Origin of the sequence: uncultured Luteimonas sp. (assembly GCF_947492465.1) — a bacterium.
Taxonomy (GTDB): Bacteria; Pseudomonadota; Gammaproteobacteria; order Xanthomonadales; family Xanthomonadaceae; genus Luteimonas.
Map to the genome: position 1 here is coordinate 122,832 of NZ_CANLNF010000001.1, position 23,087 is coordinate 145,918.

At 70.0% G+C, this 23,087-nt stretch carries 19 protein-coding genes; 13 read left to right on the forward strand and 6 right to left on the reverse strand.

The features are described 5' to 3' along the window. Positions 1 to 306: 306 nt before the first annotated feature. The 4 genes from tgt (at position 307) to secF (ending at position 4,934) form a co-directional block, all read left to right on the forward strand. Positions 307 to 1,434 (forward strand): tRNA guanosine(34) transglycosylase Tgt, encoded by a 1,128-nt coding sequence (gene tgt / locus Q0863_RS00555; protein ID WP_298573614.1) that lies wholly within the window; start codon positions 307 to 309, stop codon positions 1,432 to 1,434. Positions 1,435 to 1,600: 166 nt separating this feature from the next. After that, positions 1,601 to 1,942, forward strand: a complete 342-nt coding sequence (yajC, locus tag Q0863_RS00560; RefSeq protein WP_298573615.1) for a preprotein translocase subunit YajC — start codon at positions 1,601 to 1,603, stop codon at positions 1,940 to 1,942. A gap of 116 nt (positions 1,943 to 2,058) precedes the next feature. Beyond that, positions 2,059 to 3,945: a protein translocase subunit SecD gene (gene secD / locus Q0863_RS00565; RefSeq protein ID WP_298573616.1), complete on the forward strand. Its 1,887-nt coding sequence runs from the start codon at positions 2,059 to 2,061 to the stop codon at positions 3,943 to 3,945. Positions 3,946 to 3,968: 23 nt separating this feature from the next. Next, on the forward strand, positions 3,969 to 4,934 hold the full coding sequence (secF, locus tag Q0863_RS00570; protein ID WP_298573617.1) for a protein translocase subunit SecF: 966 nt from the start codon (positions 3,969 to 3,971) through the stop codon (positions 4,932 to 4,934). Between the two features lie 522 nt (positions 4,935 to 5,456). Here secF and Q0863_RS00575 read toward each other — a convergent pair. Then, positions 5,457 to 6,287, reverse strand: coding sequence for an inositol monophosphatase family protein (locus Q0863_RS00575; RefSeq protein ID WP_298573618.1), 831 nt, complete (start codon positions 6,285 to 6,287; stop codon positions 5,457 to 5,459). Between the two features lie 98 nt (positions 6,288 to 6,385). Between Q0863_RS00575 and Q0863_RS00580 the strand changes: the two genes are divergently transcribed. The 3 genes from Q0863_RS00580 (at position 6,386) to Q0863_RS00590 (ending at position 10,365) form a co-directional block, all read left to right on the forward strand. Beyond that, entirely contained in the window at positions 6,386 to 7,147 is a 762-nt protein-coding gene (locus Q0863_RS00580; RefSeq protein ID WP_298575794.1) for an RNA methyltransferase, read from the forward strand. Between the two features lie 201 nt (positions 7,148 to 7,348). Then, on the forward strand, positions 7,349 to 8,239 hold the full coding sequence (locus tag Q0863_RS00585; RefSeq protein ID WP_298575797.1) for a phosphate/phosphite/phosphonate ABC transporter substrate-binding protein: 891 nt from the start codon (positions 7,349 to 7,351) through the stop codon (positions 8,237 to 8,239). Beyond that, the gene (locus Q0863_RS00590) at positions 8,236 to 10,365 is read left to right on the forward strand and encodes an EAL domain-containing protein (RefSeq protein WP_298573619.1); all 2,130 of its coding nucleotides are present in this window, start codon (positions 8,236 to 8,238) and stop codon (positions 10,363 to 10,365) included. Before Q0863_RS00585 ends, Q0863_RS00590 begins: the two co-directional genes overlap by 4 nt. Positions 10,366 to 10,483: 118 nt before the next feature. Here Q0863_RS00590 and Q0863_RS00595 read toward each other — a convergent pair whose 3' ends face one another. Continuing rightward, the gene (locus Q0863_RS00595) at positions 10,484 to 11,128 is read right to left on the reverse strand and encodes an exopolysaccharide biosynthesis protein (RefSeq protein ID WP_298573620.1); all 645 of its coding nucleotides are present in this window, start codon (positions 11,126 to 11,128) and stop codon (positions 10,484 to 10,486) included. After that, positions 11,118 to 12,422, reverse strand: a complete 1,305-nt coding sequence (locus tag Q0863_RS00600) for a hemolysin family protein (RefSeq protein ID WP_298573621.1) — start codon at positions 12,420 to 12,422, stop codon at positions 11,118 to 11,120. Before Q0863_RS00600 ends, Q0863_RS00595 begins: the two co-directional genes overlap by 11 nt. A gap of 293 nt (positions 12,423 to 12,715) precedes the next feature. Here Q0863_RS00600 and Q0863_RS00605 point away from each other — a divergent pair, with 293 nt between their 5' ends. Both Q0863_RS00605 and Q0863_RS00610 read left to right on the forward strand, forming a co-directional pair. Further along, positions 12,716 to 13,342, forward strand: a complete 627-nt coding sequence (locus Q0863_RS00605; protein WP_298573622.1) for a pit accessory protein — start codon at positions 12,716 to 12,718, stop codon at positions 13,340 to 13,342. A 13-nt stretch (positions 13,343 to 13,355) separates the two neighbouring features. Further along, positions 13,356 to 14,483, forward strand: a complete 1,128-nt coding sequence (locus tag Q0863_RS00610) for an inorganic phosphate transporter (protein WP_298575800.1) — start codon at positions 13,356 to 13,358, stop codon at positions 14,481 to 14,483. 155 nt (positions 14,484 to 14,638) lie between these two features. Here the strand turns inward: Q0863_RS00610 and Q0863_RS00615 are convergent, their stop codons facing one another. Beyond that, positions 14,639 to 15,049, reverse strand: a complete 411-nt coding sequence (locus Q0863_RS00615) for a hypothetical protein (RefSeq protein WP_298573623.1) — start codon at positions 15,047 to 15,049, stop codon at positions 14,639 to 14,641. Positions 15,050 to 15,093: 44 nt separating this feature from the next. Between Q0863_RS00615 and Q0863_RS00620 the strand changes: the two genes are divergently transcribed. Beyond that, entirely contained in the window at positions 15,094 to 15,447 is a 354-nt protein-coding gene (locus tag Q0863_RS00620) for an MGMT family protein (RefSeq protein WP_298573624.1), read from the forward strand. A 99-nt stretch (positions 15,448 to 15,546) separates the two neighbouring features. Beyond that, a complete protein-coding gene (locus Q0863_RS00625) occupies positions 15,547 to 16,200 on the forward strand; it encodes a rhomboid family intramembrane serine protease (protein ID WP_298573625.1) in 654 nt (217 codons plus the stop codon). Positions 16,201 to 16,267: 67 nt separating this feature from the next. Here the strand turns inward: Q0863_RS00625 and Q0863_RS00630 are convergent, their stop codons facing one another. Both Q0863_RS00630 and Q0863_RS00635 read right to left on the reverse strand, forming a co-directional pair. Further along, a complete protein-coding gene (locus tag Q0863_RS00630) occupies positions 16,268 to 18,283 on the reverse strand; it encodes a M13 family metallopeptidase (protein ID WP_298573626.1) in 2,016 nt (671 codons plus the stop codon). A gap of 148 nt (positions 18,284 to 18,431) precedes the next feature. After that, positions 18,432 to 20,504: a M13-type metalloendopeptidase gene (locus Q0863_RS00635; protein WP_298575803.1), complete on the reverse strand. Its 2,073-nt coding sequence runs from the start codon at positions 20,502 to 20,504 to the stop codon at positions 18,432 to 18,434. Between the two features lie 206 nt (positions 20,505 to 20,710). Between Q0863_RS00635 and Q0863_RS00640 the strand changes: the two genes are divergently transcribed. After that, positions 20,711 to 22,084, forward strand: coding sequence for an MBL fold metallo-hydrolase (locus tag Q0863_RS00640; RefSeq protein WP_298573627.1), 1,374 nt, complete (start codon positions 20,711 to 20,713; stop codon positions 22,082 to 22,084). A 108-nt stretch (positions 22,085 to 22,192) separates the two neighbouring features. After that, positions 22,193 to 23,086: an ABC transporter ATP-binding protein gene (locus Q0863_RS00645; RefSeq protein ID WP_298573628.1), complete on the forward strand. Its 894-nt coding sequence runs from the start codon at positions 22,193 to 22,195 to the stop codon at positions 23,084 to 23,086. The last annotated feature ends 1 nt before the right edge of the window (position 23,087 follow it).

Genomic DNA, 23,087 nt, shown 5'->3' on the forward strand with positions numbered 1-23,087 from the left:
ACTAGCCGCCATCCGCCATGCGCCATCCGGTTGCGGTACGCGAACCCGGGCGCGTCCGGTCCACGCGACCGGCCCGCCATCCGCCATGTCCGCCGGGGCGGCGTCCTACAATGGGCAGCTTCGCCCGCGCCCGCGCGGTGGCAACGGCAGCGGAGCGCCGTGCCCCGCGATCCGCCCGTCCCGACGCGGACGCCGGGCTCCACCGCCATTCGCGCCAGCGCGATCCCCGCCGCGCCGGCGGCAGTGGGCGCCGCGACGGTCGCCCGTGCTCCCTCCACCGCTCCGATTTCCGATTCCAGACTTCCCATGTCCCGCATGCAGTTCGAACTTTTCCGCACCGATGGCGCCGCGCGCCGCGGCCGGCTCACTTTTCCGCGCGGCGTGGTGGAAACGCCGGCGTTCATGCCGGTCGGCACCTACGGCACGGTCAAGGGCGTGCTGCCGGGACAGGTGCGCGAGCTCGGCGCGCAGATCATCTTGGGCAATACCTTCCACCTGTTCCTGCGGCCGGGCCTGGAAGTGATCGAGGCGCACGGCGGCCTGCACGACTTCTCGCGCTGGGACGGGCCGATCCTCACCGACTCGGGCGGCTTCCAGGTGTTCTCGCTGGCGCACCGGCGCAAGATCACCGAGGCCGGGGTGACGTTCGCCGCGCCGACCGACGGCTCGAAGGTGTTCCTCGGGCCCGAAGAGTCGATGCACATCCAGAAGGTCCTGGGCAGCGACATCGTGATGATCTTCGACGAATGCCCGCCGGTGAACGTCGACGGCAAGCCGGTCGACAAGCGCGTGGTCGAACGCTCGATGGAACTGTCGCTGCGCTGGGCCGGACGCTCGAGGAAGGCCCACGAGGGCAACGACGCGGCGCTGTTCGGGATCGTCCAGGGCGGCGTGCACCACGACCTGCGCACGCGCTCGGCCGAGGGCCTGAAGGCGATCGGCTTCGACGGCTACGCCATCGGCGGGCTGGCGGTGGGCGAGACCGAGGACGAGCGCAACGCCATGCTCGAGCACACCTGCCCGCAGCTGCCGGACGGACGCCCGCGCTACCTGATGGGCGTGGGCCGGCCGGAGGACCTGGTCGAGGCCGTCGCCCGCGGCGTGGACATGTTCGACTGCGTGATGCCCACCCGCAACGCGCGCAACGGCCACTATTTCACCTCCACCGGCGTGGTGCGCGTGCGCAACGCGAAGTACGAAAAGGACCTGCGCCCGATCGAGGAGGGCTGCGGCTGCGCGGCCTGCGCCGGCGGCTACAGCCGCGCCTACCTGCGCCACCTGGACCGCTGCAACGAGATGCTGGGGCCGATCCTGGGCACCCTGCACAACCTCTGGTACTACCAGAAGCTCATGGCCGACATGCGCGCGGCGATCGAGGCGGGAACCTTCGCCACCTTCCGCGAGTCCTTCCACGCGCTGCGCCAGCCACGCTGAGCCTCCGCCCCGGGCCTGCTCCCGCCGGTCGTCCAGGCGGATCCGGCGCTGCGGCGCCCGCCTTCCGCGGCCGGTCCGCCGCGCCGGGCGCCCCGAAGCGGCCCCGCGCCGGGGCGCGGCGGGGCCGTGGCATAATTCCCCGCTATTTTTTCCGACGGATGTCGCCATGAACCTGCTTGACCTGCTCATCGCCCCGGCCCATGCCCAGGCCGCCGGCGCGCCCGCCGGCCCCGGCCTGATGGGTGCCGTGCTCCCGTTCCTGATCCTGTTCGCGGTCATGTACTTCCTGATGATCCGCCCGCAGATGAAGAAGCAGAAGGAACACCGCGCCATGCTCGACAAGCTGGCGGTGGGCGACGAGGTGATCACCAGCGGCGGCATCGCCGGGGTGGTGCGCGCGCTGGGCGAGAGTTTCGTGACCATCGAGATCGCCGACCGCGTCGAGATCCGCGTGCAGCGCGGTGCCGTCGGCAACGTCCTGCCCAAGGGCACGCTCAAGTCGGCCTGAGGCCGCAAACCACCACCGCGGCCCGTCCGCGGACGGCGTGATGCCGTGACGGCTCCCCGGCCATGTCGGGGACCGGCCCCCGGGGGTGCGCCCCCTTTCGCCAGGCGATACCTGCAATGCTCGAATTTCCCCGCTGGAAATATGCCCTCATCGTGATCGTGGTGCTGTTCAGCGCGCTCTATGCCGTGCCGAACCTCTACCAGAAGGATCCTTCGGTGCAGGTCACGAAGAACCGCCCGGCGGCGGTCGTGGACGAAGCGCTGGTGCAGCGCGTGCAGGGGCTGCTGGCGGAGGCCGGCGTCGAAGCGCGTTCGATCACCCTCGAAGGCGACCAGGTGCTGGTGCGCCTGCCGGACGCGCCCACCCAGACCCGCGCCTCGGACGTGCTGCGTCCCGCGCTGGGCCAGGACTATTCGGCGGCGCTGAACCTGGTGCCGACCACGCCGGCGTGGCTGGAGAGCCTCGGCGCGCGGCCCATGTCGCTGGGCCTGGACCTGCAGGGCGGCGTGCACTTCATGATGCAGGTCGACCAGAAGGCCGCGCTGGAAAAGCGCCTGGACGGCTACGCCGACGCCATCCGCACGGCGCTGCGCGAAGCGCGGATCGGCTACACCGGTGCCGACCGGCGCCCCGACGACAGCATCCTGGTCACCCTGGCCAACGCCGCCGACGCGGCGCGCGCGCGCACCGAGATCTCCACCGCCATGGGCGGCCTCGGCGGCACGGCCGCGCTGTCCACCGGCGCGCCCACCATCGAGGTCGACGGCAACCGGATCAGCGTGCGCCTGTCGGACGCCGAACTCGGGCGCATCGCCACCGACGCCATCGAGCAGAACCGCAACGTCATCGCCAACCGCATCAACGCCATCGGCGTGGCCGAACCGTCCCTCCAGCGCCAGGGCGAGGACCGCCTGGTCATCCAGCTGCCCGGCCTGCAGGACACCGCCGAGGCCAAGCGCCTGATCGGCGCCACCGCGACGCTGGAGTTCCGCGCCGTCACCGGCGACGAGGCGCAGGCCGCCGCGGCGCTGGCCGACAACAACGTGCCGGCCGGATCGCGCATCTACTACGACCAGGGCGGCCAGCCGCTGCTGCTCTCCCGGCGCCTGCTGGTGTCGGGCGACGAACTGGTCAACGCGCAGCCGCAGGTCGACCCGCAGACCGGTCTGCCGGCCGTCTCGATCACGCTCAACGCCGCCGGCGGCAAGCGCATGCTCGACCACACCCTGGAGAACGTCGGCAACCGCCTGGGCATCGTCTATGTCGAGCGCATCCCCACGGTGACCATGGTCGACGGCGAGGAAGTGCGCTCGTCCCGCACCGAGGAGCGCGTGATCAGCTCCTCGACCATCCGCGGCGTGTTCGGCAAGGAATTCCAGACCACCGGCCTGAGCCGCGAGGAAGCCGCCGCCCTGGCCAAGCAGCTCAAGGCCGGCGCGCTGGCCGCGCCCATGGATTTCGTCGAGGAAGGCGTGATCGGCCCGAGCCTGGGCGCCGAGAACGTGGCCCGCGGCACCCAGGCGGTGATGTACGCCTTCATGTTCACCCTGGTGTTCTTCGCGCTGTACTACCGCATGTTCGGCCTGATCACCTGTATCGCGCTGCTGCTCAACCTGCTGATGGTGGTGGCGGTGATGTCGCTGTTCGGCGCGACCATGACCCTGCCGGGCTTCGCCGGCCTGGCGCTGTCGATCGGCATGTCGGTGGACGCCAACGTGCTGATCAACGAACGCATCCGCGAAGAGCTGCGGGTGGGGTTGCCGCCACGCACGGCGATCGCCAGCGGCTATGACAAGGCCTCGGGCACCATCTTCGACTCCAACATGACCGCGCTGCTCGCCGGCGTGGCCCTGTACGCCTTCGGCACCGGCCCGCTGCGCGGCTTCGCGGTGACGATGGTCATCGGCATCCTGACCTCGGTGTTCACCGCGGTCACCGTCTCGCGCGGCGTCGCCACGCTGCTCTATGGCGGCAGGCGCAAACTCAAGTCGATCGCCATCTGATCGCCGGACACACTGGAAGACACATGGCTCTTTTCCCGCTGAAACTCATTCCCGCCGAGACCCGCATCGACTTCATGCGGTGGCGCTGGATCACGGTCGGCTTCATGCTGCTGCTGATGGTCGCTTCGATCGTGCAGATCGCCGTCAACAGCTTCAACTTCGGCCTGGACTTCACCGGCGGCACCTCGGTGGAACTCGTGTTCGAGCAGCCTGCCGACGTGGACGCGGTGCGCGAACGGCTCGAGGCCGCCGGCTACCCCGGTGCGCAGGTGCAGACCATGGGCACGGCCAGCGACCTGATGATCCGCCTGCAGCCCAAGGACGGCGGCAACGACGCCGAGGCCATCAACCGCACCGCCGACGACGTGCTGCGCGCCGCGGGCACCGAAGACAATCCGGCCACGATCAAGGGCCGTTCGTTCGTCGGTCCGCAGGTCGGCCAGGACCTGGCCAAGAAGGGCATCTACGCGATCGTGTTCGTGGTGCTGGGCTTCCTGATCTACATCGCGTTCCGCTTCGAGTGGAAGTTCGCGGTCTCGGCGATCATCACCACCCTGGGCGACGTGCTGATCGTCGCCGGCTGGTTCTCGCTGGCCGGTCGCGAGTTCGACCTGACCCTGCTGGCGGGCCTGCTGACGGTGATGGGCTTCTCGATCAACGACACCATCGTGGTGTTCGACCGCGTGCGCGAGAACTTCCGCGGCATGCGCGCCGAACCGCTGCAGGTGCTGAACGCCTCGATCAACCAGACGCTGTCGCGCACGATCATCACTTCGGTCGTCGCGTTCCTGACCGTGACGGCGCTGTACGTCTACGGTGGCGGTTCGCTGGCCGGCATGTCCGAGGCGATGATGATCGGCATCGTGATCGGTACCGCGTCCTCGATCCTGGTCGCCTGCCCGCTGCTCACCTTCGGCGTGCTGCGCGTGACCAAGCAGGACCTGCTGCCCAAGGCCCGCGACGAAGAGGCGCTGGCGCGCCGACCCTGACTGCCGGTGGCCTGCCTGATGGAACCTGGAAAGGCCGCGCATTGCGCGGCCTTTTTCTGTGGCCGCCCGTCTGGCGTCGCGGGGAGCCCGACCGGGACTGGTCGTCGCTTCGAAGACATTGATCGTGGTTGGAGGGACCGCCGCGACCGGCGGGCCTGCTTCGTGAATGTCCTCCGGCATCCGCCTGCAGGCGGATGCCTCCCCCTTGATTTCACTGCGCAGGCCCGCCGGTCGCGGCGTCACGCTGCTTTGGATACCACAAACGCCGAGCCTGACATCGGAGCGATCGGCGATGCGCCGGATACTCAGCAGCCGACCCGACCACGACCGGGTCCTCTGTGGCCGCTGCGTACGGCTAGCCCCGCGCCGCACACCGGCAGCGGGTCCCGCCCCGGGAAGCAGCACGGCGTGATTGCTGGAGGACAGCGCGAACGAGCGGCGCGAGACGGCCGATACGGGACGGCCGACTGAGAGACGGTCATGCGCGACGGGTCGCCAGCGTGCCGGCTCCCGTTGGCTGGATCAGTCGAACGCGGCGGCGTATCCCGACGACACGATCACCTTCTGCAACGCGTCGGTCACCTTGAGGTTGCCCGCCAGCAGCTGGCGTCCGGCACCCATCGCCACGTGCATCGGACCGGTCGCGGCGCCGCGGAAATCGCCCACGCGGCCGCCGGCTTCGCGCACCAGCAGCACCCCGGCGGCGATGTCCCAGGGCTGCACGCCGGCCTCGAAGTAGGCGTCGCAGCGGCCGGCCGCGACCCAGGCCAGGTCGAGCGCGGCCGATCCGGTGCGGCGCACGTCCTCGGCTTCGCGCATCAGCACCTTCAGGCAGTCCAGCTGCGCATCGAGGCGCTTGCGCTCGCGCGGCGCGAAGCCGGTGGCCAGCATCGCGCCGGCCAGGTCCTTGCGCTCGGACACGCGCACGCGCTTCTCGTTGAGCTGGGCGCCGGCGCCCCGGCTGGCGGTGAACAGCTCGTTGCGCAGCGGATCGAACACCACCGCGTGCAGCGGCTCTGGGCCCTCGCACAGCGCCAGCGAGACGCACCAGTGCGGGATGCCGTGCAGGTAGTTGCTGGTGCCGTCGAGCGGATCGATGACCCAGGTGTAGCGGCTGGGACCGCGGTTGCCCTTCTGCGCGCCGCCTTCCTCGCCGAGGATGGCGTAATCGGGATTGGCCCGGCGCAGTTCCTTGATGATCGCTTCCTCGGCCAGCCCGTCGACTTCGCTGGCGTAGTCCATCCGCTCCTTCTCCACCACGTTCAGCGCGTCCAGGCGGTGCATGTGGCGCAGCAGCACGTTGCCCCCGGCGCGCGCGGCCTTGACCATGACATTGACGGCGGGGGCAAGCATCGGGGGAACTCCGTGGGGTATGGCGGGCGGCGGATGAAAAGAGCGTGCCGGCGCAGGGGCCGGGCGCGCAGTTTACCATCCGCGCCATGAGCGAACTCCTGCAAGCGGCCGACCGGATCCGCATCGTCCTGGTCGGCACCCAGCATCCGGGCAACATCGGTTCGGCGGCGCGCGCGATGAAGACCATGGGGCTGCATCGGCTGGTGCTGGTGGCGCCCGAGCGGTTCCCCCACGCCGACGCCAACGCGATGGCGGCCGGTGCCGACGACGTGCTCGAGGCAGCGACCCAGGTCGCGACCCTGGCCGAGGCGGTGGCGGACTGCCGGCTGGTGCTGGGCTGCACGGCGCGCAGCCGGCGCATCGCGCTGGACGAACTGCTGCCCGCCGACGCCGCGGCGCGCACCCTGGCGGCCGCCGCCACCGGCACGCCGGCCGCCCTGGTGTTCGGGCGCGAGCGCACCGGCCTGGACAACGACGAGCTGCAGCTGTGCCACGCCGCCGTCCACATTCCCGCCAATCCGGCCTACAGCTCGCTCAACCTCGCTTCGGCGGTGCAGGTGCTGTCCTACGAACTGCGGCTGGCCATGCTCGGCCTGCGCGGAGCCGTACAGCCGGCGCCGGCGCCCGCGGCCGATGGCGACGTCCCGGCGAGCCACGCCGAACTCGAGGGCTTCTTCGCGCAGCTGGCCGAAACCTTGGACGCGATCGACTTCCACAAGGGCCGTACGCCGGACTCGGCGATGCGCAAGCTGCGCCGGATCTTCCTGCGCAGCCAGCTCGACGATCGCGACGTGCGCCTGCTGCGCGGCGTGCTGGCCGACGCCCAGCGGATGGCGCGCCTGGCCGGCGAAAGCCGCTGATCGCATCGCCCGCCGCCACGGCCGGCCGCGCCGGCGGCGCACCGCACAGGACATCTAATGTCCTGCATGGCGCCCCCGTGTCCGCGCGTGCGTCGCTACCGGCCGGCGCGGTTTTCCGCTAGGCTCGCCGCCGTACCAGTGCCCGAGCCGAACCGGAACCGTCCCTTGCCTGTGTCTCCAACCGGTTCCTGCCGTCGCCTCCTGCTGCTGCTGGTGCTCTGGCTCGCCTCGCTGGCGCCAGCGCTGGCCGATGACGGCGTGCTGGTGCTCGGTCGCATCAGCGACGATCCCAAGGCCCATTACGACCAGCTCAGGCCACTGCTGGACTACGTCGTGCCGCGCATGGCCGATGTCGGCATCCGCGAAGGTCGCGTGCTCATGGCGCGCGACGCCCAGCAGATGCAGAGCTACATGCGCCGCGGCCGGGTCGACTGGGTCACCGAGACCAGCGGCACCGCGATGGCGCTCGCCGACCGCGCCGGGGCCGTGCCCCTGCTGATGACCGAGCGCGATGGCGTGGGCCGCTACCGCACCCTCTATTTCGTGCGCAACGACAGCCCGGTGCGCGAACTGGCAGACCTGCGCGGTCGCAGCATCGCCTTCCAGAACCGATCCTCCACCAGCGCCTACTACGTCCCGGCCGAGGAGCTGCTCGGCATCGGCCTGCGCCTGGAGGTGCTGCTCTCGCCGATGGACCGGCCGGGAGCCGATTCGGTCGGTTACGTGTTCGGCCGCTCCGAGCTCAACGTGTCGGCCTGGGTGCACAAGCGCCTGGTCGATGCCGGTGCGATGAGCAACCTGGACTGGGCCAACCCCAAGCGGGTGCCGCCTTCCTACCGCAGCGACTTCCGCATCGTGCGCGAGAGCGAGGAGTTCCCGCGCGCCCTGGAGATGGTGCGCGGCGACCTCGACCCGAAGGTGCGCGAACGCCTGCACGAGGTGCTGGTGGGCGCCGCGGCCGATCCCGATGCGCGCGAGGCGCTGCTGCGGTTCTTCAAGACCACCCGCTTCGTGCCGATCGACGAGGCCACCGAGGCCGGCCTCCAGCGCCTGCGCCAGGGCGTGGCGCGCGTGACCCGGGAGGTCGAGTGAGCGCGCCGCGCTTCGGCCTGCAGGCGCGCTTCGCGCTGCTGGCGGCCGCCGTGCTCCTGGTCACCCTGGCGCTGGTGGCCCTGGTGCTGCAGCGGCAGAACGAACTGCATCGCGAGGTCCGGACGCTGGGGCTGCAGGCGATCGACGAGTTCTCGTCCCGGCGCCTGCTCTCGCAGGGTCAGGCGCAGGTGGTGCAGCTGGCCGATTCGCTGGTCAATCCGCTGTACTACTTCGACCTGGACGCGATCGGCACCTCGCTGCGCCAGGTGCTGCGCCAGCCCGACGTCAGCTACGTCATCGTCTACGACAACGACGGGCAGGTGATCCACGACGGCAGTCCGGACATTTCCACCTACGGCCAGGCGATGTCCGATCCGCTCGCCTACGAGGTGCTGTCGATCAACGGTGCGCACGTGCAGTCCAGCGGAATGCTGCTCGACGTCGCCGCACCGATCCGCATCGGCGACCAGCGCCTGGGCGGGGTGCGCGTGGGCTACTCGCTGGAGGCGGTCAAGGCCGACGAGCGCCAGATCGGCGACATCATGTCCGGGCGCCTGCGCGAGGTCAGCCGCAGCCAGCTGCTCTGGGTCGGCCTGCTGCTGGCCAGCCTGGTGGCGCTGCTGGCGGCGATCAGCCTGGTGGTGCAGCGCCGCCTGGTGTCGCCGGTGCGGCAGCTGGCGGAGGCCGCGCGGGGCATCGAGGCGGGCAACTTCGACACGCCCCTGCCCGCGAGCCGCCGCGTCGACGAGGTGGGCGATCTGGTGCGTGCGTTCTCGCACATGCGCGACAGCATCCGGCGCCACGACCGCGACATCCGTCGCATGGCCTACACCGACGCGCTCACCGGGCTGGCCAACCGGCTGGCTTTCCGCGAGGTGCTGGACCAGCGCGTGGCCGAAAGCAACGGCGCGGCGCGCCAGCTGGCGCTGCTGTTCACCGATATCGACGACTTCAAGCGGGTCAACGACACGATCGGCCACGACGCGGGCGACGAGGTGCTGATGCAGTTCGCCGGCCGCATCGGCGACGTGATCGACGCGCAGGGCGGCGAGGGCGCCGTACTGGCGCGCTTCGGCGGCGACGAGTTCGTGATCCTGCTGCAGGGCGAGCCTGGCAGCGACATCCGCGAGCGCGCCGGATCCCTGGCGGACGTGCTGGTGGAGGAGCTGGGCCGGCCGATCACGGTGCGTGGGCGGCCGGTGTTCCTCGGCATCTCGATCGGCATCGCGCTGTTTCCGGACGATGCCGCCGACGTGCCGTCGCTGCTCAAGAACGGCGACATCGCCATGTACCAGGCCAAGGTTGCCGGCAAGAGCTGCCATCGCTTCTACAGCCGGGTGATGGACCAGGCCGTCGAGCGCCGCGTGCGGATGGAGCAGGACCTGCGCGGCGCCTGGGAGCGCGGCGAGCTGAGCCTGGCCTACCAGCCGCTGTACCGGATGTCGGACGGCAAGCTGGTCGGCGCCGAGGCGCTGCTGCGCTGGCGCCACCCCGAGCATGGCCAGGTGTCGCCGGCGCTGTTCGTCGACGTGGCCGAGCAGAGCGGACTGATCGAGGCGATCGGCCCGCAGGTGTTGCGCGCCGCCTGCCTGGATGCGCGCGGCTGGCAGCGCGACGTGCCCGGCGCGCAGGGACTGTTCGTGTCGGTCAACGTCTCGCCGCGGCAGCTGCGCGCCGGCGACCTGGCCGCGCAGACCGAGGCGGTGCTGCGCGAAAGCGGCCTCGCGCCGCAGCACCTGCACATCGAACTGACCGAGACCGCGGTGATCGCCGACGAGGCGCGCGTGAGCAGCGTGCTGGCGCGTCTGCGCAACAGCGGCGTCAAGGTCTGGCTGGACGATTTCGGTACCGGCTTCTCGGGCCTGAGCCACCTGCGACGGGTGCCGGTGGATGGCGTCAAGATCGACCGCAGCTTCATCGCCGACGTGCTGCGCGACCCGGACGACCTCGCGCTGACCACTGCGATCATCGCGATGGCCCATTCGCTCGGCATCCAGGTCGTGGCCGAGGGCGTGGAAAAGGAAGGGCAGTACGCCATCCTGCGCGAACGCGGCTGCGACATGGCCCAGGGCTACTGGCTCGGCCACCCGGTGGCCAACGCGGAGTTCCTGCGGCTGCTGGGCTGATCCCGCGGCCGGGCAATGCGGGCCCCGGTTGGCGGGCGCGAAACCGCCCGGAGGCGCCTTTATCCGGTGATCGTGCCGCCACGGCATGCGGACGCCGTGCCCGTCCCTTTGTGCGGCGTCAGCCCAACAGGCCCCCGAGCCACTGCGTGGCCGCCGTGGCCAGCGTGCCGCTGAGGATGCCGAACACAACGATCGCCACGATGCCCGCCATCCAGCACGCCAGCATCAGGCCGCCGTCGCGCTCGAGCAGGGCGAAGGCATAGAGCAGCAGCAGGCTGCCGAACAGGTAGTTGGTGAACGGGATCGGCAGCGCCAGCAGGATGCCCAGCAGCACCAGCAGCAGGCCGGTGAACATCGCGGCGGCGCGGTGTTCGATCAGCGCCGTCAGGCGCGGCTTCACCACCCGCTCCAGCCGCGTCAGCCACGGATCGAGCATGCGCTGAAAGGCCTGCAGGCTGGCCCGGCGCGGTCCGCGCCGGGCGACGAAGCGCGGCAGCCACAGCCGCCGCATGCCGACCAGCAGGTGCACGCCCACCAGCACCGTCGCCGGCCCGCTGATCGCTCCGCCCACGCCGGGGATCGGGATGAACGCCGGCAGGATCGAGACGAACAGCAGCATGCCGAACACCTGGCGGCTGAGGCCGGCCAGGATATCCGCCATCCGCAGGTGGTCCTCGCCGTCGCCGCTGGCGAGCGCGTCGAGCAGTTCGCGCGTGCCGGGCACGCCCGTCGCGGCGCGGTGGCCGGACCGCTCAGTGTCCACGGTCGCCGGCATCCACACGCTGCATCAGCAGCTTGTCGATCCGGGGGCCGTCCAGGTCGACCACCTCGATGCGCCAGCCGCCCCATTCGAAGGATTCGCCGACGTTGGGGATCCGCCCGAAGCGCGCGATCACCATGCCGGCGGCGGTGTGGTAGTCGTGGTCGTCCTCGCCCGGCAGCGCGCCGCTGCCGATCAGCTCGCGCACCGTCTCCACCGAGGCGCCGCCGTCCACCAGCAGCGAGCCGTCGTCGCGGGTGGTGACCTGCGAGACGGCGTCGGGGCCTTCGCCGGTCTGGGTGCGGCCAATCACCGCCTCGAGCACGTCGTTGACCGTGACCAGGCCGGCCACGTCGCCGTATTCGTCCACCACCAGGGCCAGCGAGTACTGCTCCTCGCGCAGGATTTCCAGCAGCTTCAGCGCGGGCGTCGACTCCGACACGAACAGCGGCTCGCGCAGGTACTTGAACAGGTCGAACTCGGGTTCCTCGAGCCGGTCGATCAGCGACTTGACCTCGAGGATGCCGACCACGTCGGCGTCGCTGCCGCGATACACCGGATAGCGCGAGAACGGCGTGGCGCGCATCTGCGCGAGGTTCTCGTCGAAGCCCTCGGCCGAGTCCAGCCAGGCGATGCGGGTGCGCGGCGTCATCAGGCTGGCCGCGGTGCGGTCGCCCAGGCGCAGCACCCGGTTCATCATGTTGCGCTCGTCGGCATCGATCACGCCCTGCTCGTGGCTCTCGCTCACCAGCAGGCGGATCTCCTCTTCGGTGACGTGCGCGGCCTGGGTGTCGTTGAGCCGCAGCAGGCGCAGCATGCCGCGCACCGAGACCGTGAGCAGCCACACCGCCGGCGTGGCGATCCGCGACAGCCAGTGCATCGGCAGGGCAACGAAGGCCGCCAGCGTTTCCGGCGCCAGCAGGGCCAGGCGCTTGGGCAGCAGTTCGCCCAGGACGATGGTCAGGAAGGTGATCAGTCCGACCGCGACCACCAGGCCGGCAGTGGCGGCGTAGCTGCCCAGCGCGGGCACGTTCTGCGCCAGCCAGGCGCCGATGGTCGCGCCTATGGCGTCGCCGCCGAACATGCCGGTGAGGATGCCGATCAGGGTGATGCCCACCTGCACGGTGGACAGGAAGCGTTCGGGGTGCTCGGCCAGCTCCAGCGCCTTGCGCGCGCCGCGGTGGCTGGCCGACATCTGCCGCAGCCGGCCCTTGCGCGAGGTGACGACCGACATCTCCGACAGGGCGAAGAAGGCGTTGCAGCCGATCAGGACCAGGACGATCGCGAACTCAAGCATCGTCGGTCCGGTTGGCGGGACGCAGCGCGAACGTCGGGAAGCAGGCCGCCGGAGGGGCGGTCATGGCGGGAACCGGACGGGGGCGGCGGCCCGGGCGGGGCCGGCGGGAAAGTGGAGGAGGTTCGTCGTCCATGGGGCGGCGGCGCGGCAGGGGAGCGCGGCAGCGCATCATAACACCCTGTCCGGCAAGCCATTTCGCGCCCCCGGGGCCGCCGCAATGGCGGCGGGCGTCATCGACCGGTCATAATTCCGCCCCGAAGGCCGTCCACTCCCCGGCGGCGGGATCGATCCCGATGTTTTCCTTGCAAACCATGTTCGGTCAGGGCAACCAGTTCTACTCGCTGCTCGAGGACGCCGCGGCGGCGGCCAACGACGCGGCCAAGGCCCTGCACGCCATGCTCAGGGAGGCCGACCGGCAGCCGGCGCTGGACGCCTTCAAGCTGGCCCGCCTGCGCGAGCGCGAGGCGTCCGACAAGATCAGCCAGGCCCTGGTCGACAGCTTCATCACCCCGATCGAGCGCGAGGACATCGAGGCGCTGGGTTCGGCCCTGTACAAGATCCCCAAGCAGATCGAGAAGTTCGCCGACCGCTATTCGCTGGCCACCCAGCACCTGGAGCACATCGACTTCGCGCCGCGCGCGGCGATGCTCGAGCAGGCTTCCGAGGTGGTGGTGCAGATGGTCAAGGCCCTGCGCGCGATGAAGCTGGAGCCGATGAAGGTGCTCAACGACCGCCTGCGCGCGCTGGAGAACGAAGCCGACCGGCTGATGCTCGAGCTGTACCGGGACATCTACTCGGGCAAGCTCGATGCCCGCGAGATGTTCCTGCTCAAGGAATTCTTCGAGATCCTCGAGAAGGCCATCGACCGCTGCCGCGAGGCCGGGGTGGTCGCCTACGAAATCGTGCTCAAGAACTCCTGACCGGGCCGCGATGATGCTGACCCTGGTCCTGATCGTGGTGGCCACCGCGCTGGTGTTCGAATACATCAACGGTTTCCACGACACCGCCAACTCGATCGCGACGGTGGTCGCGACCAAGGTGCTCTCGCCGATGCAGGCGGTGGGCCTGGCCGCCTCCATGAACCTGATCGGCGCGCTGGCCGGCACCGCGGTGGCCAAGACCATCTCCTCGGGGCTGATCGACGCGGGCGTGATCGAGGTCGGCTCGCAGCTGATCCTGTGCGCGCTGCTCGGCGGCATCACCTGGAACCTGATCACCTGGTGGTTCGGCCTGCCCTCGTCGTCCTCGCATGCGCTGATCGGCGGCCTGCTGGGCGCGGCGCTGGCCGCGGCGTACAACGACTTCGGCGTGGTGATCTGGTCGGAGCCGGCCGAGCCGGTCTACCGCAGCGCCGGCGTGCTGTGGAAGGTGATCGTGCCGATGGTGTCCTCGCCGGTGCTGGGCTTCGCCGCGGGCTTCCTGATGATGGGCGTGCTGTTCTTCATCATCTCGATGATGGCCCGCAGCGGCGGCATCCTGGCGCGCATCGCGCGTCCGCGCTGGGTCAACGGCTTCTTCGGCAAGGCGCAGATCGTCAGCGCCGCCGGCATGGGTTTCGCCCACGGCATGAACGATGCGCAGAAGACCATGGGCATCGTCGCCCTGACGCTGGTCAGCGCGCAGGCCGCCGGTACGCTCGACGTGCTGCCGGCCTGGCTGGCCTTCCTGCATCCGTCCGAGGCCGCGCTGGCCGACGGCGACATCGACACCTGGATCAAGGTCAGCTGCGCGCTGGTGATGGCGGCCGGCACCGCGGCCGGCGGCTGGCGCATCATCAAGACCTTGGGCCACAAGCTGGTCAAGCTGCACCCGATCCACGGCTTCGCCGCCGAAACCAGCGCCGCCTCGGTGATCCTCGCGGCCTCGTCGCTGGGCATTCCGGTCTCCACCACGCACAACATCTCGTCGGCGATCATGGGCGTAGGCACGGCCAAGCGCCTGAACGCGATCAAGTGGGGCGTGGTCCACAAGATGATCTGGGCATGGATCCTGACCATCCCGATGTCGGGCGGGATCGCCTATGGCCTGTTCCGGCTGATGCAGGGCATGGGCTGGGCGTAGCCGGGCCGGCGGGATCGGGATCGGGGATCGGGGATCGGGGTCAGAGTCCCTTTTCGCTCCGTCAACGCACTGCATACACGATATCACGCAGCGAAAAGGGACTCTGACCCCGGGTTCCTTATCGAATCCCTAATCCCCAATCCCGAATCCCGGCCTTACAGCAGGTCGCCTTCGGCCGACAGCGCCCGCTCCAGGCGGTCGCCCATGCCGCCGATCTCCAGCACCACGCGCCCGATCTCGGCGGCGGTGAGGCCCTCGTACGGCCGGTTCTCGCACAGCTGCAGGTAGGGCACCCCGTCGAGTTCGCCGATGGACAGGTAGCCCACGCGCGAACTCCAGTTGAACGCCAGTGCGCGGCGCGCGTCCACGCCGGTGATCGGCGCGATCGCGGTGCTGGTGCGCAGGTAGTTGCGGCCGTCGTCGTCCTGGATCTCCGACAGGAAGATCGCCTGGTGGCGGCGCCCGCCATCGAGCGAGAGCTCCACGCACATCACGTACGGCTCCTGCATGGTGACGCGGAAGTCGCCGCCCAGGAGATGGCCGCGGATCTGTTCGAAGTTCTGCATGGCGCGACGTGCTCGCACGGGTGGAGCGGCTATCCTAGTCGCCGATGGACGCCGTGTCTGCCGATCCGCCCGCCGCCGCGCGCATCCTGGCCGCGATCCGTGACGTGCCGCGCGGCGCGGTCGCCGGCTACGGGCAGATCGCGCGCCGGGCCGGCCTGCCCGGGCGCGCGCGCATGGTGGCGCGGCTGCTGTCGGCCAACGACGATCCCGCGCTGCCCTGGCACCGCATCCTGCGCAGCGACGGCACGATCGCCCTGCCGCCCGGTTCGGCCGGTTTCCGCGAACAGGTGCGGCGGCTGCGCGCCGAAGGCGTGGACGTCCGCAACGGGCGCGTGCGCATGCCGCGCGGAGAGACGGACGATCTCGATGCCGCGCTGTGGGGTCCCGGCGGCGGTTAGGACCGGTTGCGGACGTGCCGGCGGGAAAGACCATCCCGCCGCCTTCGACCGGCGTCCACGGCTTCCACCGTTATCATGGGCGCCAGTGCAGGAGCGCCGATGTTCACCAACCTTCCCCCCGTCACCAAGGCCTTGCTGATCGCCAACTGCGCGGTGTTCGCGCTGCAGCTGATGCTCGGGCCGGCGCTGGATCCGCTGATGCTGTGGCCGTGGCTGCCGTCCGATCTCGCGCCGTATGCGCCGCACGGCTTCATGCCCTGGCAGCTGCTCACGCACGGCTTCATGCACAGCCCCAGCAACATCGCGCACCTGCTGTTCAACATGCTGGCGCTGCTGATGTTCGGCGCGCAGCTCGAATACGCCTGGGGCCAGCGGCGGTTCCTGACCTATTTCCTGGTGTGCGTGGTCGGCGCCGGCCTGTGCCAGCTGCTGGTGGTGTCCTGGGGCGTTCGCAATGGCGGCCTCCCGTTCCCGACGGTGGGTGCGTCGGGCGGCGTGTTCGGCCTGCTGCTGGCCTACGGCATGATGTTCCCGAACCAGCGGGTGATGCTGCTGATCCCGCCGGTGCCGATGAAGGCGCGCACCCTGGTGATCGTCTACGGCCTGATTGAGCTGGTGCTCGGCGTCACCGGCACGCGTTCGGGGGTGGCCCACTTCGCGCACTTGGGCGGCATGCTGTTCGGCTGGCTGCTGATCCGGCACTGGCGCGGGCAGCCGCCGTTCGGCGGCCGCCGCATCCGCCGCGTGGTCTAGCCGCGGCCACCGGCGCCGTGCCGGTGGCCGGATCCAGCGGACCGCGGCAGTCGCGGCGGCCGCAGGCTCAACGCCAGATCGAGACCTGCTCCTCGGCCTTGCGCGTCATCGCATTGCCGGCCTTGCACTGGAAGGTCTCGACGAACGCCGGATGGTTGACCAGCGGCCCGTTGGCGCGCCACTGGCCCGGCGCGTGGGGCAGGGTCGAGGCGTCCTGGGTGGCCGTTTCCGGCGCCAGCTGCTCGCGCCACAGCCCGGCCCAGGCGCGGAAGAACGATTCGTGCGCGGCCTTGTCCGGCGCCGGCTGCGTGGCGGCGAGGGCGTCGAAGGCCAGCTCCACCGCGGCCAGGTCGGCGACGTTCTGTTCGCGGGTCAGGGCGGCGTCCACCCGCAGGCCGCTAGTGGCCGGATACGCATAGGACGCGTACTGCGTGGCGAGCTGGTTGGCGCGGGCGGAGAAGGCCGATTCGTCCTGCGGCGTCCACCAGCTGCGCACGTTGCCCGAAGCGTCGACCAGCTGGCCCTTGAGGTCGACCGCGCGGCTGAGTTCGTGCCCCACCAGCGCGCCGAAGCTGCCGTACTGGGCGGCGGTGTCCTGCTCCATGTCCAGCACCGGCGCCTGCAGCGCCGCGGCCGAGACGACCAGGCGGTTGTGGGCCAGGTCGTAGGCCACCGCCGGCTGCTGCGGCAGCACGTCCCAGCGGCGCTGCGCGTCGGCGCGGCCGATGCGGCGCATCTCCTCGCGGTGGTGCCAGGTGGAGGCGATCAGCATGTTGCTGCCGAAGCTGGTGCGCCCCATCGGCTGCACGGTGTAGTCGATGTCGTCGCGCGGCGCGCCGATCTCGATCGCCAGCGCCTGCAGCTTGGCCTTGGCCTCGCTGCGCGCGGCATCGGACATCCAGGTGTTGCGTTCCACCGCGCGCAGCAGGGCGTCGCGCACTTCGCCGGCGATGCCCTCGGCGCGCGAGCGGGTGGTGTCGGGCAGGTAGCGCGCCACGTACTCGCGCGCCATCATCGGCCCGGCGGCGCGGTTGATCGCGTCCAGCACCTGCACGTCGCGCACCGGCGGCGCGCTCAGCCCGCGCAGCACGCGTCCGTTGAAGGAGAAGTCCGCCTCGCGGAAGTCCTTCGACAGGTAGGGCGCCATCGCGTTGCCGATCTGGTAGCGCAGGTAGACCTTCCACTGCGCCGGCTTGAGCGTGCGCACCAGCGCGTCGAGCTGGGTGAAGTAGTCCTGGTGCGCCATCGAGACGGTCTCGGCGCTCACGCCCTGCGCTTCCAGGAAATCGGCCAGCTGCAGGTTGCGGAACTGCTTGCCGAAGCCTTCGGTCGGCACCAGCGCGTAGTTCTCGCGCGGGTCGCGCAGCGAGGTGATCGGCCTGGAGATGCGCGCGATGCGGGTTTCCAGGTCCAGCACCTGCGCCATCTCGTCCTTGAGCTGCGCGGCCGGCGTGCCGGTCAGGGCGAGGATCTTCTCGACGTACTCGGTGTAGCGGCCGAGCAGGGCGCGGGTGTCGGCGTCCTCGCGCGTGTAGAAGGCCGGATCGGGCAGGGCCAGCCCGCCCTGCGAGAAATAGCCGATGTGGCGGTCGAAATCGCCCATGTCGACGTCGGCGGTGAAATTGAACGCCACCGGGATGCCCACCTGATGCAGCGCGGCGATCGACGGGGCGACGTCGCGGCTGCGCTTGATGGCGTTGATGCGCGCGACCAGCGAGGCGATCGGCTGCGCGCCGTCGCGTTCGACCGCCGCCTCGTCGATGCCGCTGGCCCAGAAGTCGCCGAGCAGCTTCTGCACGTCGTTCTGCGGGGTCAGCACCGCCTCGTCGAGCAGGGCACGCTGCTGCAGCAGCGCGCGCTGGCGCAGGGTGCCGAGCGCGGACACCCGGCCGGTGCCGGCGACGACGGTGTTGGCCGCCAGCCAGTCCTTGTTGACGAAGGTATAGAAGTCGCTGCAGGCGGTGATCGCGGGCGTCGCCGGCTGTTTGGCGCGGCGCTTGCGCTGGGCGTCGGCGTCGGTGGCGGCCAGCATCAGCACCAGGCTGGCGGCAAAGGCGGCGACGAGCGGCTTCTGGATCGGCATCGAGCAGGTCCGGGGATCAGGGGGAAGGCCGGGATTCTAGCAAGAGCCGCACGCGCGCCTTCACCCGGCGGGCCGGTTTGCGGTACCGGCCCCGGCGCAAAGAAAAGCCCGGCATTGCCGGGCTTTTCTCCACACAGGCAGGTGGCGCTTACCAGATCACGACCCGGTCGTCGTCGCCCCGCACCATCGGGTCGCCGGGCTTGCAGTCGAAGGCCGCGGCGAAGGCCGGCAGGTTCGACGGCGCGCCGATCGCGCGGAACTCGGCCAGCGCGTGCTCGTCGGTCACCAGGCGCTTGCTGATCTCCTCGGGGGTGAAGTTGCGGCGCCACACCGTGGCCCAGTTGAGGAAGAAGCGCTGGTCGCGGGTCAGGCCGTCGGTCATCGGGTCCGGGGTGCCTTCGGTGGCCTTCTTCATCGCGTCGTAGGCCATGGCCAGGCCGCCGAGGTCGCCGATGTTCTCGCCCAGCGTATGCGTGCCGTTGAGCGCGCGGCCGTCGGCCAGCTTGTAGCCGTCGAACTGGGCGACCAGCTTGCCGGTGCGCTCCTTGAACGCGGCCGCATCGGCCTCGGTCCACCAGTTCTCGAACTTGCCGGTGGCGCCGAAGCGGCTGCCCTGGTCGTCGTAGCCGTGGCTCATCTCGTGGCCGATCACCGCGCCGATGCCGCCGTAGTTGATCTCGTCGGTGGCCTCTGGGTCGAAGAACGGCGGCTGCAGGATCGCGGCCGGGAACACGATCTCGTTCTGCAGCGGGTTGTAGTAGGCGTTCACCATCTGCGGCGGCATCGCCCACTCGGTCTTGTCGACCGGCTCGCCGATCTTGCCGATCTGCCACTTGTAGTTGAATTCCTGCGCGGCGAGCACGTTGTCCAGGTAGCTGTCGCGGCTGGTCTCCAGCCCGCTCCACTCGCGCCACTTGTCGGTGTAGCCGATCTTGGTGGTGAACGCGGCCTGCTTCTCCAGCGCCTTGGCCTTGGTCTCGTCGCTCATCCATTCCAGGTTCTGGATGCGCGCCTTGAGCGCCTCGCCCAGGTTCGCGACCAGCGCCTCCATCTTGGCCTTGGACTCGGCCGGGAAGGCCACGTCCACGTACATCTGGCCCATGGCCTCGTCGACCTGGCCGTTGATGGTGTCGAGGACGCGCTTCCAGCGCGGCTTCATTTCCTTCTGGCCGCTGAGGGTCTTGTTGTGGAACTCGTAGTGCTGCTGCACGAACGCGTCCGACAGGTAGGGCGAGGCGCCATCGACGACGTGGAAGCGCAGGTAGCTCTTCCACTGGTCCACCGGCACGTCGGCCAGCATCGCGTCGACTTCCTTGAAGTAGTCGGGCACCGACACCGAGAACAGCTTCGGCTGGGCGATGCCCTGCGCCTCGAAGAACTTCGTCCAGGAGAAGTTCGGGGTCAGCTTGTCGGCGTCGGCGACCTGCATCGGGTTGTAGTACAGCGAGACATCGCGCGAGAACTCCGCGCGCGACTTCGACACCTTCGCCAGGCGCGTCTCGAACGCCATCACGTCCTTGGCCTGCTGCTGCGCCTCGGCCGCCGGCACGCCGGACAGTTCCAGCACCTTAGCGATGTGCGCCACGTAGGCCTCGCGGATCTGGGCGTGCTTGTCGTCGCTGTAGTAGGTCGTGTCGGGCAGGCCCAGGCCACCCTGGCCGGTGGCGGCGATGTTGATCGAGGAATCCTGGAAGTCGGGCATCGCGCCGACGCCGATCAGGAAGCCCTGGCCCCTGGCGGCGGTCTGCTGCAGCCAGGTCACGATGCCGGCGCTGTCGGCCAGTGCGTCGATCGCGGCCAGTTCGTCCTTCAGCGGCTCGATGCCCTGGGCATTGATCTTCGCCTCGTCCATGCCGGTGGCCCAGAAGTCGCCGACCAGCTTCTCGACGCCCGTGGCGTTCTCGAGCCCGGCCGCATGCTCGGCCAGCTGCTGCTGGATCGCGGTGGAACGCTCGTCGAGCATCTCGAATGCGCCCCAGCTGGTGCGGTCGCCGGGCACCGGGTGCGCGGCCAGGAACTTGGCATTGGCGTAGCCGGCGAAGTCGGTGCAGGCGTTGCGGGTGTCGTCCAGGTCGGCCAGCTGGAAGCGGTTGACGGCCGGCAGCTTGGCCTCGTCGAGGCTGAAGGCCGGCGGGGTCGCGGCCGGGGCGGCGGCGGTGGCCGGGGTGTCGCCCTTGCCGCATGCGGACAGGGCCACGGTGACGGCAAGGGACAGAAGCAGCAGGCGAGGTGCAGTGGCGCTCACGGGAATCTCCGGGTCGATGGAACGGCGACGACGATGCCGCCGGCGCCGGCTTTTGCGCCACTGTACGCCGCTGCCCGCAGCGCCGAGGGTGTCGGAGGTCATGCGCGCCGCGGCCTGCTCCGCGCGCATCGCGGCCGTTGCGTGCAGAATCGAGGTCCAGTCGGAAACGGGGGAGAGCGGGCATGCGGGTGCATTTCCATGGCGCTGCGGGCGAGGTCACCGGTTCGATGCACCTGGTCGAGGCGGCGGGCCAGCGCATCCTGCTCGACTGCGGCATGATCCAGGGCGGCCGCGCGGCCGAGGCGCGGAATTTCGATGCGTTCCCGTTCGATCCGGCCTCGATCGACGCGCTGGTGGTGAGCCATGCGCACATCGACCACATCGGCCGCATCCCGCGCCTGGTCTGGCAGGGCTTCCGCGGCCCGGTCTACATCCAGCACGCCGGCGCCGAACTGCTGCCGGTGATGCTGCTCGATGCCGCGTCGCTGGCCGAGAACGATGCCGAGCGGGAGAACCGCAGGCGCCGTCCCGGCGAACCCGAGGCCATGCCGCTGTTCACCCGCGAGGACGTGCAGCAGGTGCTGGAGCAGGTGCGGCCGCTGCCTTACGGCGAGCGCAGGCAGATCCTGCCGGGCGTGGAGATCGCGTTCCGCGATGCGGGCCATATCCTCGGCTCGTCGATCGTCGAGGTCTGGGCGGACGCGCGCAAGCTCGTCTACTCCGGCGATCTCGGGCCGCACGGCACGCCGATCCTGCGCGATCCCGAGCAGGTGCGCGATGCCGACCTGGTGGTCATGGAAGCCACCTACGGCGACCGCAACCATCGCGACCGGCTCGATACCATCCACGAATTCGGCGAACTACTGGAACAGGCCTGGAACGGGCGCGGCAAGGTGCTGATCCCCGCATTCGCGGTGGGCCGTTCGCAGGAACTGCTGTACTGGTTCGCCCGGCACTGGGACGAATGGCAGCTGGCGCGCTGGCGGATCTTCCTCGACAGTCCGATGGCGGCCAAGGTGGTGGCGATCTACGACCGCCACCAGGCGCTGTTCGACGCCGACGCGCGCGGCGTGTGGAAGGGCCACCCCAGTCCGTTCCGGCTGCCGAACCTGCACATCACCGGATCCACCGCCGAGTCGATGGCGATCAACCGCATCGAGAACGGCGCGATCGTCATCGCCGGCAGCGGCATGGCCAACGGCGGCCGCATCCTGCACCACTTCCGCCACGGCATCGACCGTCGCGACACCCACGTGGTGTTCGTCGGCTACCAGGCCGAGGGCACGCTCGGCCGGCGCCTGGTCGACGGTGCCAAGTGGGTGCGCATCCATGGCCACGACCATCGCGTCAACGCGCGGATCCACACCATCGGCGGCCTGTCGGCGCATACCGACCAGCGCGGACTCATCGACTGGTACGAGGGTTTCGAGGGACGCCCGCCGCTGGTGCTGGTGCACGGCGAGGACAGGGCGCGCGAAGCGCTCGCCGGCGAACTGGGCGAGCGCCACGGCATCGACGTGCGGCTCGCAAGACCGGGGATGGTGGTGGAGGTCTGATGCATCGCCCTGTGTGACCTCCGGCACCCTGACCAGTCACATGTGCGGGCGCCGCGTCGTCCCCGTTACCATCCAGGCAGCCGGGCATGAAGCCCGAGGGGACGTTCGATGCTCGCGATCCGCGACCTGTGCAAGACCTACGCCAACGGCGTGCATGCGCTCGACCACGTGAGCCTGGACATCCCGCGCGGGATGTTCGGCCTGCTCGGGCCCAATGGCGCGGGCAAGTCCTCCCTGATGCGCACGCTGGCGACGCTGCAGGAGGCCGACAGCGGCAGCGCCACGCTCGAAGGCGCCGACGGCACGCCGATCGACGTGCTGCGCGACAAGAATTCGGTGCGACGCCAGCTCGGCTACCTGCCGCAGGATTTCGGCGTGTATCCGAAGGTCAGCGCCGAGGACCTGCTGGAGCACTTCGCGGTGCTCAAGGGGCTCACCGTCCGCGGGCAGAGGCGGGAGGTCGTCGACGGCCTGCTCAAGCAGGTGAACCTGTGGGATGCACGCAAGCGCAAGCTCGGCGGGTTCTCGGGCGGCATGCGCCAGCGCTTCGGGATCGCCCAGGCCCTGCTCGGCAATCCGCGGCTGGTGATCGTAGACGAACCGACCGCAGGACTCGACCCGGAGGAACGCAACCGCTTCCTCAACCTGCTGGCCGACATCGGCGAGCAGGTGGCGGTGATCCTGTCCACGCACATCGTCGAGGACGTGACCGACCTGTGCCCGACGATGGCGATCATGAACAAGGGCCGGGTGCTGTTGACCGGACGTCCGGCCGACGCCATCGCGGAACTGCGCGAGCAGGTCTGGCGCAAGCAGGTGGGCAAGGACGCGCTGCCGGACTACGAGGCAAACCACACCGTGCTCTCGACACGCCTGGTCGGCGGGCAGCCGGTGATCCACGTGTTCAGTGCGCAGTGCCCGGAGGACGGCTTCGAGCGCATCGATCCGGACCTGGAGGACGTGTACTTCCGCCAGTTGCGCCTGCAGCGCCAGGCTGCCTGAG